The organism is Pseudomonas sp. S2_C11, from assembly GCF_054668395.1.
Genome location: NZ_CP162765.1, coordinates 4733616 through 4749351 on the forward strand (window position 1 = coordinate 4733616; position 15736 = coordinate 4749351).

The following is a 15736-nucleotide window of genomic DNA, read 5'->3' on the forward strand; positions in this document are numbered from 1 at the left end:
TTGCGCCTCTGGCATTAATCACTTTCAGACCGATTGGCCAAATTCGTAGCTGAGCGCTTTCTCACGTTGCTCCGTCAGAGCCTTGACAATCAATGGTTCTACCATTGCATAGTCTTCCTCATCCATATACATCGTGGCACCGGCGTTATAAATCTCCACAGCAGATGTTGCCCATTCTACAAACAGTACTTTGGTAGGTTGAGCCGAAGCCAGATATTGCACAGCAGCGATTGCCAGGGTGATACCACCCTCATCATCCTGCGAAGCCGCACTCATGCAAAAGTTGCCACCTTCGGCTTTCTTCGAGTTGTTCTCGAACAGCGTCAGGGCCTGTGGTTCATTTTTCAGCGCATCCATGGTCGCATCTGCCACAGAGGACAATACTTTAAGGGCTGCCTGGCCCTGTCCTACTGCTGCACCAACAGCGGTATGCAGAACAGACAGGACAACATTATCCATGGTCAATTTTTGCGAAGTAGCGGTATATCGATTATAAGGCTGGCTGAAAGCAAACCAGCCAGCCAGTTTCATCAATCGCATAAACTCGTTATAGCGCTGTTCTTTTTGGTTGGACGCCGGATATTTGAGCAAGGCAACCAGATCAGCGTACATGTAGGTGTTTTTAACGATTCGCTTGCTGCGCTTGGACATGCTTGCATCAAAGCCTGCAATACCCGAGCCCATGATTGCAGCATTCAGTTCATCTTTATCAACCGGCAAGCTACTGCCAACACTTGCCGAACGCGAGCGCAGCACTGGCTGCGCAGCGATAAACTCATTGGTTTGTGCAATCAAACTAAACCGCTCAACAGCGGAGATTACATCTTTATTCAGCTCAGTCATAAATGAATTCCTTTCATGATTAAAACACCGACTTGGTGTGGAAAACAAACTAACCACAGCACCGGAGTTAATCAAATCGAAAATCCATGCATTTAATTTCAGACCGTCATACAAACCATCAAACAAAGCTGTACAACTAATATCAAGCGCCCCGAGCCAACTCAATTTCACGCGTGCGCATATCAAGCACTGCAGCAGCCAACTGAAGCCGATTTTCATTTATCGCGGCAGACCTGATCAAAAAGCGCCTGGAGCGGATATCAAGCTCCGAACCCGTATGCTGAATAGTCCAGAACAAATAGGTAGAGGACCACTTCGCATCAAGCAAGCGAACATTACTGACGACAATCTCCAACTCCCTATTGAAATTGTACTGAGCAGGAGAAAAACGAAAATCGCTCCATTCCCGAGCGCTGCCTCTAAATACGTCTATGGCGTCCGAATGTGTCTCAAGCATATGGAACGCTTCCTTCATTAGCGCGACTTTCTCCCGACTTAGTTGTTGCGACAAGGATCGCGCCCAGACGTCCAGCGCATTGCCGGTAAAGTTCTTGTCAACATGGATTACCGGAGCTTGTTCCAGGCTCCAGCCGACAGACCAAAGCACCCCGGAATAATATTCGAACCAAGCAGCTGGCTCACTGTTTCTGTTATGACGCAAATCGGCTCTGTACTCTGCCCAGCGCATACTGTCTTTGACGAATCGTTTGTCTTCCGCAGTCAACCCGGAAAAGTAGGACAACAGATTATTCCCCATCACCGTCGCACTGCCTTGGTCGGGCAGTGCTGAGATACTGTTCAAAACATCGCTCATTTCAATTATCCATTTGATTGTTCAATTTACTAAAAAAGTACCTTCCGGATAGCCACAAGCACTTCCAGCGGAACGCCAATTCAATACTTGCGAAGAACTCGAAAAATCACAAAAGACAATGTAAACATTGAATGTCGGCGATCCTCAAAAAAGGACAGCAGCCAGTTATCGATTGTCGCGTTATCATGTCGCCCGCTTCGCTGGACGCAGGATCTGGAGTATGAAATGGGCGATTGGCTGACCGTTGTGGGTATTGGTGAAGACGGCTTCAAAGGCCTGGGCAAGAACGCCCGGCGTGCTCTGATGGGCGCTTCGCGGATCGTCGGCGGCCAGCGTCAGCTGGATCTGCTGCCGCCGTGCATCGGCGGCGAGCGGCAATTGTGGCCGAGTCCGTTTTCCCTAGCGCCGGTGCTCGAGTCGCGTGGCGCGCCGGTCTGCGTGCTGGCCAGCGGTGATCCGATGTTCTACGGCGTCGGTGCCAGCCTGGCGCGTCAGGTGCCGAGCGCCGAGATGTCGATCATTCCCGCCCCTTCGTCCTGCGCACTGGCGGCGGCGCGCCTGGGCTGGCCGTTGCAGGAGGTGACGATTGTGTCGCTGGTGGCGCGTCCGCTGGCGGCGCTCAATGCGCATCTGTTCAGCGGCGTGCGTCTGTTGTTGCTGAGCAATGACGGCAGCAGCCCGGCCGCCGTTGCGCAATTGCTCTGCGAACGTGGTTTCGGCCCAAGTCGCATGACTGTTCTGGAGCATCTGGGCGGCGACGCCGAGCGACGTATCGAACGCAGCGCCAGCAAATGGAGCGATGCGGCGGTCGCCGACCTCAACGTCGTCGCTGTCGAGTGCCTGGCCGACCCCGGTGTTACCGGCCTGTCACGCCTCGCCGGTCTGCCCGATTCGGCGTTCCGTCACGACGGCCAGCTGACCAAGCGCGACGTGCGCGCCATCACCCTCGCCCGCCTGGCGCCGAAGCCCGGCGAACTGCTCTGGGATGTCGGCGCCGGCAGCGGTTCGATCGGCATCGAGTGGATGCGTGCGCACCCGAGCTGTCGCGCCATCGCGGTCGAGGCCGACGAGGGCCGTCAGCAATTGATCGAACACAACCGCGATGCGCTGGGCGTACCCGGCTTGCACCTGATTCGCGGCAAGGCGCCGCAAGCGCTCAATGGCCTTGAACGTCCAGACGCTGTTTTCATCGGCGGCGGCGTCACCCGTGAGGGTGTATTCGAGACCTGCTGGGACCAGCTCAAGCCCGGCGCCCGTCTGGTGGCCAACGCCGTGACCCTGCAAAGCGAAGTCACCCTGATGCACTGGCGCGAACAATACGGCGGTGAGCTGACGCGCATTCATGTCGCCCAGGCGCAACCGCTCGGCGAGTTCGACACCTGGCGTCAGGCATTGCCGATCACCCTGCTGGAACTGGTCAAACCCCTCGATGCGTGACGAAACCGCCGAACAACCCGCGCCCCTGCGCAGCGGCCTCACCACCGGCAGCTGCGCCACCGCCACCAGCCTCGCCGCCGCGCGCCTGTTGCTCACCGGCATCAGCGCCGACGCGGTGCACATCACGCTGCCCAAGGGCAAACAGGTGCAGATGCGCCTGGAGTTCTGCCGCTTGAGCGAGGGCGGCGCCGAGGCCGGTACGATCAAGGATGCTGGCGATGACCCTGACGTCACTCACGGCGCCCTGCTCTATTCACAGGTGCGACTGTCCGCCGAACCGGGAATCCACTTCAACGCCGGTGTCGGCGTCGGCACGGTGACCCGACCCGGCCTGGTATTGGCCGTCGGCGAGCCGGCGATCAATCCGGTGCCGCGCAAAATGATCAGCGATCACCTCGCCTTGCTCGCCGCCGAAACCGGTTATGGCGGCGGCTTCGAAGTCACAGTCAATGTCGAGGGCGGCGCAGAACTGGCGCTGAAAACCATGAATCCACGGCTGGGCATTCTTGGCGGCCTGTCGATCCTCGGCACCAGCGGCATCGTCCGGCCATTTTCCTGCGCCGCTTACATCGCCTCGATTCATCAGGGCATCGACGTAGCGAAAACCAATGGTTATCTGCACATCGCCGCGTGCACCGGCAACGCCAGCGAAGACACCATGCGCCGGGTCTATGACCTGCCGGAAATCGCCCTGATCGAGATGGGTGATTTCGTCGGTGCGGTGCTCAAGCATCTGCGCAAAGTACCTGTGGATAAACTCAGCCTGTGCGGCGGCTTCGGCAAGATCAGCAAACTCGCCGCCGGGCATATGGATCTGCACTCACGGCATTCGAGCATCGATTTGCCGCAACTGGCCGAGTGGGCGGCGGCGATTGGCGCGGATGCGGCATTGCAACAAGGCATTCGCGAAGCCAATACCAGCCAACAAGCCTTGGCCATGGCCAGCGCGGCGGGCATCGCTTTGGGGGATGAGGTTTGCCGCCATGCGTTGAATTTCGCCAGTAGCGTCGTGCCGGCACAGGTCCAGGTCGAGGTGTTTGCCATTGATCGTCAGGGCGGGATTGTCGGGCACGCCGGAGGTTTTGCATGAAACGGATCTTGCTGCTCGGCGGCGTGACTGAAGCGCTGGCGATTGCCCGCACGCTCGGCCCACAACATATCTACAGCCTCGCTGGTGTTGGCCGGGTGCCGAGCGATTTGCGCTGCCAGGTTCGGGTCGGCGGCTATGGCGGCGCTGAGGGTCTGGCGCAGTTCATCGCCGATGAACGCGTCGATCTGCTGCTCGACGCCACGCATCCGTACGCCGCACAAATCAGCGCCAACGCCGCCCGCGCGGCACAGCTCGCCGGCATCCCCTGCTGGGCCTTGCGCCGGCCCGCCTGGCAACCGCAAGCAGGCGATGACTGGCGCGAGGTCAGTGACTGGGCCGAACTCATCGCCGCCCTGAAACCGTTCCACCGCCCGCTGTTCACCCTCGGCCGTGAACCGCTGCAACACCTCGACGAAATCCCCGCCCACCAGTTCTGGACTCTGCGCGCTCTCGACGTTTATCCCGGCAACACGCGCTGCGAAGTGATCGGCGCCCGTGGGCCGTTTCTGCTGGAAGACGAGCGAGCGCTGTTCGAGCGCCGGCAGATCGATGTATTGATCAGCAAGAACAGCGGCAGCAGCGCCACCGAGCCGAAGCTTGAAGTGGCGCGCGAGCGTGGCGTTCCGGTGCTGGTGTTGAAGCGCCCGGGGTTGCCGGGGGTTGATCGGGAGTTTGAATCAGTCGCTGAAGTCCTCGCTGCCCTTTCCCACTGAATCGGCACGGCCCTTTGTGGGAGCGAGCCTGCTCGCGAAGACGTCAGCACCAGTAGCCTTCCATTGTCTGACACAGCGCTTTCGCGAGCAGGCTCGCTCCCACATGACTCCGGCTCGGCGGAATTTATGTCTCGATTCCTACAACCCGGCCAGACACCACCCACATAAATTCAAAACAACACCGACTTTCAGCGTTCAGGCACACCACTTACCCTTCGGCCTTTGAACTCAAAGGCGTGATATTCAATGTCAGAGAAATTTCTTCCTTTTGACGTTCGGGACTACCTGAAAACCCCAGCGGATCTGGGCCAATACATCAAGGGCTGTGAACTGGAAGACTCGGGAGATGGGCAACTTAACCGAGCAGCAGGTCGAGACGTTATGCAGACCATACGAGCACGAATAGAGACCGATGCGGATTTCGCCCAGGCATTGCGAGTCGAAGCCGCTACACTCATTCACAGCGGCGAAATCGAAACGGGGCGCAGACTGTTACAACTTTTGCAGCAAGCACTGCGACACCAAACCGCACGACGCTTTTTTACTTATCGGCCCTGATCAGGCTAAATGGGCCGCGCCTGATCGCCCACCCAACGGACCTGTCCCATGAACCGACGCCGGTTAGCATTTGCCTGGATCGCCTGCTTTGCAGTGCTGTTCAACATGCTCGCCATGCCGCTGAGCGGGGCGATGGCGCAGGCGGCCAGTTCACCGGCCGAGCAGATACTGTGGAGCAGTTTCTGCACCGGCAGCGGCATGAAGATGGTGGCGATCGACATCGGTGCCACGGATCAGAAGGCCCCGCAAAACGACAACCATTCGAACATGCAGCACTGCTGGTGTTGCTCAGGCGGGGCGCCATTGCTGGCGCTGCCGGGGCATTCGCCGCAGCTGTATTTCGCGCAATTTGAAAGCAACCGCAGCGTTGCGCCCGCCTCCCTGCAAACCCCGACGCCGCGCCAGCAATGGCCGAGTCTCAATCCCCGTGCCTCCCCTCTGGTCTGATTGGTTCGCGCCCTGAATCCGCGTTTCAAATCGTTCTGGAGAACTGCCATGTTGAAGAAACTCTTCGTCCTCGCTGCGCTGCTTTTGCCGGCGTGCTTTGCCCATGCCCACGAATACAAGGTGGGTGCGCTGGAAATCGCCCATCCGTGGTCGCAGGAACTGCCGCCGAATGCGCCGACCGTCGCCGCCTATTTCATCATTCACAACACCGGCAAAAGCGCCGATCGCCTGCTCAGCGTCGACTCGCCCATCGCTGCACAAGCGCAGTTGCATGAGCACGTCATGCAGGGCGATCTGATGAAGATGCAGCAGGTGCCAAGCGTGCAAATCCCCGCCGGCGGCACCGTGACCTTCGCGCCGATGGCTTATCACGTGATGCTGCTCAACCCGAGCGATCGCAGTCTGCTCAGCGACGGCAAGCGCTTCCCGATGACCCTGCATTTCGAAAAAGCAGGTGACGTCAGCGTTGAAGTTGCCGTGCAGAAGAAACCGCCGGAATCCGCCCAGGGCCACGTGCACGCTCAGTAACTGTTTCGGCTGACTTCGCCCATGCGTCCGTTGCGCGCCAGGCCCGTCCCGCATCACCGTCAGACTCAAGCGCTGACGCGTGGCAGCTGGATCGCCCTGTTCGCCATGTTGATGATCTTCATCGGTCCACTGATTTCTCAGTCGATGCCGATGGATCAGCACGCCTCGACGTCGATGCCAATGAGCATGGACATGTCGATGGACATGCCCGGCATGGATCACAGCGGCCATGACGCCCAGCCTGCTGCCGAGCATTGCCCGCCGCAATCTTCGCATCACGTGCTGTGGGAAAAGTGCGGCTATTGCAGCCTGCTGTTCAATTGCCCGGCGCTGACCGGCGGCGGCGATTTCGTCGCTTTCAACATCCCGCCACCCAACACCTTCACCCCACCCTCCCCGCGTCTGGGCCATGCCCGCCAACCCTTCTTCCCCGGCGCCCGCACCCGCGCCCCGCCCATCGCCACGTAAACACGCACCTCTGATTGCACACGGTTGAGAAGACAGCGCCAGGCTGCCGACCGTGGTGTTTACGACTGTTCGATGGAAATTGTCATGTCCAGGTTTACTGCTGTCCCCTGCGCGGAATCTGCCCGCGCGCACTTTGCCCTGAACGAATCGCGGATTCGTTGCAGGCACGCTATTGCCGTCCTTTGCGGCGTACTGCTGACACCGCTGGCGCTGGCCGACGCTCACGCCGGCCATGAACATGAACTGAGCCCGACGGTGATCACTGCCATCGCCCCGAGCTCGCCACTGACGATCGTCACCAACCCCAAGGATCCGCGCCAACCGGTGCCGGCCAGTGACGGCGGCGATTACCTGAAGACCATTCCCGGCTTCGCTCTGGTGCGCAATGGCGGCACCAACGGCGATCCGGTGCTGCGCGGCATGTTCGGTTCGCGGCTGAACATCCTCACCAACGGCAGCATGATGCTCGGCGCTTGCCCTGGACGGATGGACGCGCCGACCTCGTACATCTCGCCGGAAACCTACGACAGCCTCACGGTGATCAAAGGCCCGCAAACCGTCCTGTGGGGTCCGGGCGCATCGGCCGGTACGGTGCTGTTCGACCGTGAGCCGGAGAACTTCGGCGAACTCGGCACGCGCGTCAACGCCAGCCTCCTGGCGGGCTCGCATGGGCGTTTCGACAAGGTTGTCGACGCCGCTGCCGGCGGTCCTCTGGGTTACGTGCGGGTGATCGGCAACACTGCGCATTCCGATGACTATCGCGACGGCAACAACGACATCGTCGCCTCGCGTTACGACAAGTGGAACGGCGATATCGCACTGGGCTGGACGCCGGATGCCGACACCCTGATCGAACTCACCGCCGGCAAGGGCGATGGCGAGGCACGGTATGCCGGGCGCGGCATGGACGGTTCGCAGTTCCTGCGCGAGAGCCTCGGTCTGCGCTTGGAAAAATCCAACATCAGCGAGGTGCTGGAAAAACTGGAAGCGCAGGTCTACTACAACTACGCCGACCATGTGATGGACAACTACACCCTGCGCACCCCGTCCGGCACCGGCATGATGGCGGGACCGATGGCGTCCAACGTCGACCGTCGTACCCTCGGTGCACGGATCAAAGCAACCTGGCGCTGGGCTGATGTTCAGCTGATCACCGGCCTCGACGCACAGACCAACGAGCACCGTCAGCGCAGCTCAATGGGCATCGATACCTACAAGGAGCTGCCGTACAGCAAGGACGCCGATTTCCACAATTACGGTGTGTTCAGCGAAATGACCTGGTACGCCACCGAGCGTGATCGCTTGATCACTGGCGCTCGGGTCGATCGCGCCTCGGCCAAGGATTACCGGCAAACCACAGGGTCGGGGATGATGTCCCGCCCCAACCAGACCGCCGACGACAGCCGCGCCGACACGTTACCCAGTGGCTTCGTGCGCTATGAACACGATCTGGCCGACAGCCCGACCACGCTCTATGCAGGCCTCGGCCATGCGCAACGCTTCCCGGATTACTGGGAGTTGTTTTCGCCCAAGTCCGGCCCGGCAGGATCGGTCAATGCGTTCGACTCGATCAAACCGGAAAAGACCACGCAGTTCGACTTCGGCGTGAACTACAAGAGCGCCGACCTCGAAGCCTGGGCCTCGGGTTACATCGGTGTGGTACGCGATTACATCCTGTTCGACTACACGCCGGGAATGATGGGCATGAGCACCTCGCGCGCCGAGAACATCGACGCGCGGATCATGGGTGGCGAACTCGGAGCTGCCTACAACCTGACCGACAACTGGAAAGCCGATGCGACCCTGGCCTATGCCTGGGGCAAGAACAGCAGTGACGGCTCGGCATTACCGCAGATGCCGCCGCTGGATGCGCGCTTCGGCCTGACCTACAGCGAGGCCAAGTGGAGCGCCGGCGCATTGTGGCGAGTGGTCGCCGCGCAGCACCGCATCGACGCGAACAAGGGCAACGTGGTCGGCAAGGATTACGCCCAGAGCTCGGGCTTCGGCGTGTTCTCGCTCAACGGCGCGTACCGCATCAACCAGCACTGGAAGGTCAGCAGCGGCGTCGACAACCTGTTCGGCAAAGCCTACGCCGAACACCTGAATCTGGCCGGCAATGCCGGCTTCGGCTATCCGGCCAACGACCCGCAAGCGCTCAATGAACCGGGGCGCACGCTCTGGACCAAAGTGGATATGAGTTTCTGACACCCACCCATGTAGGAGCGAGCCTGCTCGCGAAGACGGCGCCACGGTCGGCATCGATATCGACTGAACAACCGCTTCGCGAGCAGGCTCACTCCCGCAGGTAAACAGACAACGAAAAGAACCAAGCCAAGCGGAGCACACGTGATGCAAAAGCCTCAACCCAATTTCTACAACCTGGCCTGGCGCTGGCATTTCTATGCCGGGCTGTTCGTCGCGCCGTTCATGGTGATGCTGGCCCTGACCGGGATCATTTATCTGTTCAAACCGCAGCTCGATTCGCTGATGTACAGCAGCCTGCTCGAAGTGCCGGCCGGGCACCACACGGTGCCGGCCGATGACTTGCTGCAACGGGTGAAAAGCGCTTACCCACAAGGCCAGGTCACTCAGTATCTGCCGCCGTTGAATGCTGAGCGCAGCGCGCAATTCGTGGTGAAGAACGCCGGTCATGAACTCAACGTGTTCGTCGATCCGCACCACGGTGACATCCTCGGCGAGCAGGATGCCAAGCAGAACCTGCAAGCCATCGCCCGTGCGATCCACGGCGAATTGATGATCGGCACAGTCGGCGATCGCCTGATCGAAATGGCCGCTGGCTGGGGCGTGGTGCTGGTGGTCTCGGGGCTGTTCCTGTGGTGGCCGCGTGGTCAGGCGGCGGGCATTCTATGGCCGCGTTTGAACAGCCGCGGTCGAGTGTTGTGGCGCGATCTGCATGCCGTCACCGGTTTCTGGGGCGCGACATTGCTGTTGGTGATGTTGCTCAGTGGCATGACCTGGACCGGTTTCTGGGGCAAGCAATACGCGCAGGTGTGGAACGTGTTTCCGGCAGCGATGTGGGACAACGTGCCGACCTCCGACATCGAGGCACGCAGCCTCAACAGCGCCACCCGCCAGACCGTGCCATGGGCGATGGAAAATACGCCGATGCCGATGTCCGGCGACCACGCCGAACACATGAATCACGGCAATGCCCATGCCGGCCCCGCAGCACCCGCGATCAGCCTGCAGGACGTGCAGAACATCGCCAGTGAACGCAAGGTTGAACCGGGCTACAGCATCACCCTGCCGACCACCGCCACCGGCGTGTTCACCATTGCCGTGTTCGCCGATGACCCGCGCAACGACGCCACCCTGCACGTCGATCAGTACACCGGCAAGGTCCTCGCCGATGTCCGCTTCGAGCACTACGGCACCGTCGCGCGCGCCACGGAAATCGGCGTGATGCTGCACGAAGGCAAGATGTTCGGCACCTTCAACCAGATTGTCGTGCTGCTGATCTGCCTGATGATTCTGCTCAGCGCCGTCAGCGGCGTGGTGATCTGGTGGAAGCGTCGGCCTGAAGGCAAATTCGGTGTGCCGCCGCTGCGCCATGACCTGCCGAAGTGGAAAACCGGCGTGGTGATCATGCTGGTGCTGGCGGTGGTGTTTCCACTGGTGGGGGCGTCGCTGGTGGTGGTCTGGTTGCTCGACCGGTTTCTCGTGCCCCGACTTGGCCAACGCGCCGCGCAGGTGCAGCGTTGATGTGACGGGCGCGGGCCGTTGCGGCGGCCCGCGCCTGTTCATTCATTTCATTTACAACTCGTCGCGCAAGCGCACGGTTCCGGGTGTCGGGGTCTGCTGACGACGGCTTCGCCAGGTAGTGTTCATGCGGCCGGTCTGGCGCCAGTAATAACCGCCGATCAGCACCCGAAACTCACCCAGCGCCATAAGCCGCGAAAGAAACTCTCCAGGGCTCAGCCGGCTGATCCAGCGTCCGCCCTCGAAAGTGGCTGAGCGGGTCAGCAACAGATCTCTTTCCGCCCTTGAATAGATGGGTGTGTACTTGAGCAGCACATCGTGCGGCGTTGAATAGTAGTAGTGCAGGATATGCAGGCCTTTTTCCGTGGGTGCATGGGTGTGCGCATGCACCAGCGAAGGCGCAGCGTAATTGGCATAGACCTGATCCACGTCCGCCGCCAGCGTGGTGTTGCCCGAGACATGCAATTGATGGGTGGCCATCACCGAGTAACCCTCGGGATAACGCGGCGCCGGATCGCGCCAACTGACAGCCGGATCCGCGACGGTACGCAGTATGCGCAACAGCGGATTGTCCTCGTTGGCCAAATACACGATCGGCTCAAGCGGAACGAAGCGACGGCTGGACGGGTTCGCCAGAATCGCACTCTCATAACCGGTGCCTATTACCGCCTGGCCGGCTACCCGCCCATGAACATGGCAGGCGGCATCATCGGGATGATGAAAGACAGGTCCCAGCGCTGGCGCCGGATGCTCGCGCCAGCGTTGCTCACTGGACACCTCGGTCAGCCGTGGCTGCCAGTGTTCATCCACCTGACCATGCCGCGACCAGTATTCACTCGTTTCAATTACCTCAAGTCGGCCGGCATGAGCCATCCGTTGGACATAGTCGACAAATCTGAACGTACCGCTGGCAATGCCCCGCTCATCGACCGCCGCTTCCACCTTCGACACAAAGGCATTGGGGCGCAGTTGCACTTGCCCGAACTCATCGTAGAAAGTGCCGGGCTCGAATGCATGCAGTTGCAATTTCAACAACGCGCCATCGGCGCAGGAGAAGTAGATCGGCCGGTACCCCTGGGGCGTGTTGGCCCATGCGCAGGCTGCCTGGACATCGTTGGGCAGCAGAAAAAAGTGCCGCATATCGTCCGGCCGCGCGCCCAGCGGTGGCAGCGCTGCTCGCAAATAAATGGCGCTCAGACTGAAACCTGACGGCAGCTTGCCCTGTTCGAAAACCCGATCCAGCGCCAACCCCGAACGCTGCACCGCAACTGGCAGAGTGGACACCAACAGGTCTTCAGGGCCGTTCAAAACGTAGCCGAAGGTCTGCGTATCCCTGCTCAACGACAGTTGATGAGCGTAACGCACGGCAGCGTCTGCCTGGATGAACAGCGGGCTGCCGACCGGGCGGCTCAACGCCTTGTCATAATCGGCGGCCGGCAACAGATCCCCGGAGTACGGTGCCCACTGGACTATCTGGCGCGGTTGCCCCCAGATCGCGCTTGCGGCGACCACCCACAGACGCCCGGCCCTGGCCAGATCGTTCACCCATTCGACGGGTTTCAATTGCCGATCGCGCAAGCGCTGTCTTATCGCTTTTGCATCGACGACGGACAGCCGCTCGCCCTGATCAAGCAGCTGCGAAAGCAGTTCGGCTTGCGGCCGATAGCCAATCACCGCGCCATCCGGACAGAACAGGTATTCATCCCGTGGGCCGGGTGTATAGCGAATCAGCGAACCGTCCGCCGCCACCCGGTATTCCTCTTTAATGCCGCGTTTGTTGAACGCCGACTCCAGCACCTCGACCGAAAACACGTTCTGGTACACCTGCTTTTGCACAGGCGCCAAGACCAATGACACCTCTTGGGCGACGCGCGAGCGGTACCGCGCCACGATGCGACAACCCGCAGGAAACAATCCGGCGGCGCGACTTTCCTCAGGGCAGATATCGGTGAAATCAAAATCCTCATGGCTGACTTCAACAGGCACTGTGGCGACGTAGCGCTTATCGACCGTCTCCAGAATCAGCCCGCCATGCACCCTGTCGGTCACCAGAGGCACGAGTGTCCTGGCGTGGACGGCCGCGTCGTCAGCCGTCAGAAAGACCGGACCGAGCCGGCGCCGTTCGAGATTTGCGTACGGTTGCCAGGTGGCTGGCACCAGCCCCGCCCGGTCCCAGCACAGACCGGTGCGCATGACGGACAGCTCGCCGCTGCTGGCGACCTCATGGATAAAGTCGGTCGGTAGACGGTTGCCAGCGGCCAGATCGCTTTTGATCTGTTCAAGCGTGCGCTGGGACGAGGCGTCATGAAACAGTTTGCTGGACTTGCTCCACACATATTTGAGCAAAGCACCATCGCGCACGGCGATATAAAGCGCTGCGGGAGCGTCCGACACCATGACCGGGCGCCGGCCGCCGTAATACATCGAGGCTGTCAGGTGGTCCGGCGAGATGAAGTAATGCGCCAGCCATTCATCCGGGCTTTTCGTCGGATCACCGGCTCGTTGCGACGCATAAAAATTGCCGTGCAGTTCGAAGCCCTCGGGCAACGCATGCCAGGGCTCTGAGGGCAGGTCGGCGAAAACCGAATCGAGCCTGAACAGATTTTTGCCTTGATCACTGACGGGCACCAGCTCGGTAGCCACATACTCTGGCCGGCTCTTGTGCCTGAGAATGAAGCCGAAGTACGCGCGCGTTTCGCCCTGTGGACGAAAGTCCCCCATGCATCGGTCCCGTGCAGCCTCATCCGCCGAGGGGAAAATCGCGCCGAATGCCACACCTTCCAAGCGTTTCCAGGGCAACGGCAATGTCAACGGCGGCAACGGGACTTGCGGCTGCGGGAGTGGCGTGGGTTTGGGCAGGATCGGCTTGTCTCTGTCCGGTTGGGGATACAGCAGCGGCGGCAGTTGCACCACCGGCAACTGCGGCGCGGGCGAAGGCGCGGGCGTGGTGCGCAGCGACCAGGCAGGCGGCACCCGCCCGCGATAGCCCCACAGTTCATTATCGATCAGAACCGTTAAAAGTCCGGCCGCTGCCTGTTCACGAATGAAGTCCTGCGGGCGTTTACGGCCGCTGTCCAACTCCAGCGCCAGGGCGCCAGGATGCTGACGCGTGCCCAGGCGCCGGGCCAATTCCGCGGAGCCCGCAGATCCGTTGACCTCATACCTGACGAGACTGTCCGGCGCCGCGCTGACATACAAGGCAATCTCGTCGAACAGAACCTGCCTGACCTCCGCCACACTCAACATCTGCAAGCTCACAGCCGCTTCCTGATACGCCCAGCCAAAAAGCTCCGTATCCACCGGCAAAAGTTGCGACATGGCAATGTGAGAGACGTAACGGGCGTGCAGCACATGGTCGTCGGGAAAGACCGGACGCCCATGATTGTCCATCGGATAAAGCCTGCCCTGGCTGAGCGTGTCGATATCTCCCGGCGACGGCTCGGACACCACGAAACGCTGGTCGCTGCGCTGAAAAACATATCCGGCGTAAGGTTTGTCACGGCGCACGCCGGCGAGTTCATGGGCATGACGAGCGGCATCATCGGCGCACAGAAAAACACCGCTCAATCGCGGCCAGGGGAAGTTGGCGAACGGTTGCCACTGCAGATCCACCGACCCCAGATTTGCCCACAGCGCACTGCCGCGCACGACCTCCAGGGTGCCAGCCAGTACCAGCATCGAGACAAATGCGCGGGTATCCAGTGTGCCGGCGGCCAGCCTTGCCTGCACACCATTGTCACTTACCGTGCCGTCCGACTGCGTAACGCTCAGTGCCGCTTCGATCGAATCGCCGCTGAAGCGGTACTTCAACATCGCATGATCCTGCGCCCGCATGTACAGCGACAACGCACGCCCTGCTTGCGCCAGATGTTGGCTGCGGGCATTCGCTTCGATAGCGACGGCGATCTCTCGGGGCGTGAAGAAGTTCTCGTAGAGCCACGGCTGAGCGGGCGGAAACTGTGCAGGGTCGGGCCGCGAGGCGAAGTAAAAGCCCTCCAGCAAATAACCCCTGGGCAGCTGCAATTGCCCCTGGGCATCAACCGGAAATATTCGCTCAGGATCCCATGCCGCCAGTCCGGCCGGGCGCGCATGGGTGGCGACATACTCCTCGCCGGTCAGTTTTTTCAAGATCAGGCCTGTCGTCTGCGCGCCTCTTGATTTCAAGGCGGCAAGCACGGCGCGTTCGGCATTGACGCATACCCGGGTCATCAGCGGCAGTTCGGTGACCACACCCGTGGAGAACGACGCGCCGGCCTTCCAGTCCGCAGGTACGCGCCCCACCGAGTAGCCCCAGTCGGCATTCGAAACAATGACTTTGAGTTCACCCACGGTCGCCAGCTTGTTGATCACCGCCATCACGTCATAGGCCCCCGCCGGATGGCCCGACGGCCCGCCGGACTGCTGCCAGAGGAAGTAGTCGCGTTCCTCGGGCGAGCCGCTCGAGACGTATTTGAGCAAGCTGCCATCCGGGCCTGAAAGGTAAGCGCTGCGGAAAAAATCCCGCGCCGACACATCGCCAATGAAATCGCCGCCTGAATAGAAGCTCATGAACAACCTGAGCAGGGTTTCATCCTGACGCCGATTGCCATTGCGGAACTGGTCATGTAGCGGCGGATGGCTGTGTACGCTGGCGATACATCGGTAGCCCAGCGGATGGAGCATGCCGCCAAGGGCATCGGTCTGCACAATCGTGCCGAAGTCGAAGCGCGTGGCTTCACCTGCGATGGGAGAGGTGGCGAGGAATTTCCCGTCCGGTCGCAGCAGGACCACGCTGCCGTACTCTTTGTCCGGGTTGAGTGGAATTCGTGTGTGCGCCCAATAGGCGGCGTCTTCTTCAGTCAGAAAAGCCGGGCTCAGTGGGGGCAGCTTGAACGTTGCTGAAGAACTTGCGGTACGACCGGATCGGCCTGAGACATGACTCATAAAAACCTGCGCTGAGAATCGGATGAGCAACTGAGTGTGGCCCTTCGGTTTTCTCGAGCTGTGGTACAGGGTTATCGCTTTTGTATCCGCATCTGAGTGCCAGCGGGCGCCCCAATCTGGCGCAACTCGACGCACCATCGGCCGACTACCGTCCCCTCCTGGTGCACGGTTTCAGCGCGCAAGCGCTCTGGCACG

General features: G+C 60.6%; 12 protein-coding genes. 9 read left to right on the plus strand and 3 right to left on the minus strand.

Features of this window, described 5'->3' with window-relative positions:
* Nucleotides 1-24: 24 nt before the first annotated feature.
* The gene (locus tag AB4N48_RS21395; protein WP_406228161.1) at nt 25-1062 is read right to left on the minus strand and encodes a hypothetical protein; all 1038 of its coding nucleotides are present in this window, start codon (nt 1060-1062) and stop codon (nt 25-27) included.
* Nucleotides 986-1657, minus strand: a complete 672-nt coding sequence (locus AB4N48_RS21400; RefSeq protein WP_150638214.1) for a hypothetical protein — start codon at nt 1655-1657, stop codon at nt 986-988. The genes AB4N48_RS21395 and AB4N48_RS21400 overlap by 77 nt, the downstream gene beginning before the upstream one ends.
* 225 nt (nt 1658-1882) lie before the next feature.
* Here AB4N48_RS21400 and cbiE point away from each other — a divergent pair, with 225 nt between their 5' ends.
* From cbiE to AB4N48_RS21445, 9 genes are all read left to right on the plus strand, one after another.
* The gene (gene cbiE, locus AB4N48_RS21405; RefSeq protein WP_406228159.1) at nt 1883-3094 is read left to right on the plus strand and encodes a precorrin-6y C5,15-methyltransferase (decarboxylating) subunit CbiE; all 1212 of its coding nucleotides are present in this window, start codon (nt 1883-1885) and stop codon (nt 3092-3094) included.
* Complete coding sequence (locus AB4N48_RS21410) at nt 3087-4184, plus strand: cobalt-precorrin-5B (C(1))-methyltransferase (protein WP_460094281.1); 1098 nt, start codon at nt 3087-3089, stop codon at nt 4182-4184. The genes cbiE and AB4N48_RS21410 overlap by 8 nt, the downstream gene beginning before the upstream one ends.
* Entirely contained in the window at nt 4181-4897 is a 717-nt protein-coding gene (locus AB4N48_RS21415) for a cobalt-precorrin-6A reductase (RefSeq protein ID WP_460094283.1), read from the plus strand. The genes AB4N48_RS21410 and AB4N48_RS21415 overlap by 4 nt, the downstream gene beginning before the upstream one ends.
* A 246-nt stretch (nt 4898-5143) precedes the next feature.
* Nucleotides 5144-5455: a hypothetical protein gene (locus AB4N48_RS21420; RefSeq protein ID WP_406228156.1), complete on the plus strand. Its 312-nt coding sequence runs from the start codon at nt 5144-5146 to the stop codon at nt 5453-5455.
* Nucleotides 5456-5503: 48 nt separating this feature from the next.
* The gene (locus AB4N48_RS21425; RefSeq protein WP_041480684.1) at nt 5504-5902 is read left to right on the plus strand and encodes a DUF2946 domain-containing protein; all 399 of its coding nucleotides are present in this window, start codon (nt 5504-5506) and stop codon (nt 5900-5902) included.
* A 48-nt stretch (nt 5903-5950) separates the two neighbouring features.
* Nucleotides 5951-6430, plus strand: a complete 480-nt coding sequence (locus AB4N48_RS21430) for a copper chaperone PCu(A)C (RefSeq protein WP_056787657.1) — start codon at nt 5951-5953, stop codon at nt 6428-6430.
* Nucleotides 6431-6451: 21 nt separating this feature from the next.
* Nucleotides 6452-6898, plus strand: a complete 447-nt coding sequence (locus AB4N48_RS21435) for a DUF2946 domain-containing protein (protein ID WP_076565498.1) — start codon at nt 6452-6454, stop codon at nt 6896-6898.
* An 84-nt stretch (nt 6899-6982) separates the two neighbouring features.
* Nucleotides 6983-9103: a TonB-dependent copper receptor gene (locus tag AB4N48_RS21440; RefSeq protein WP_423664031.1), complete on the plus strand. Its 2121-nt coding sequence runs from the start codon at nt 6983-6985 to the stop codon at nt 9101-9103.
* Between the two features lie 144 nt (nt 9104-9247).
* Nucleotides 9248-10621: a PepSY-associated TM helix domain-containing protein gene (locus tag AB4N48_RS21445; RefSeq protein WP_460094285.1), complete on the plus strand. Its 1374-nt coding sequence runs from the start codon at nt 9248-9250 to the stop codon at nt 10619-10621.
* Between the two features lie 51 nt (nt 10622-10672).
* On the opposite strand, the gene AB4N48_RS21450 is transcribed toward AB4N48_RS21445, so the two are convergent.
* Nucleotides 10673-15571, minus strand: coding sequence for a DUF4329 domain-containing protein (locus AB4N48_RS21450; RefSeq protein ID WP_460094286.1), 4899 nt, complete (start codon nt 15569-15571; stop codon nt 10673-10675).
* Nucleotides 15572-15736: the final 165 nt, after the last annotated feature.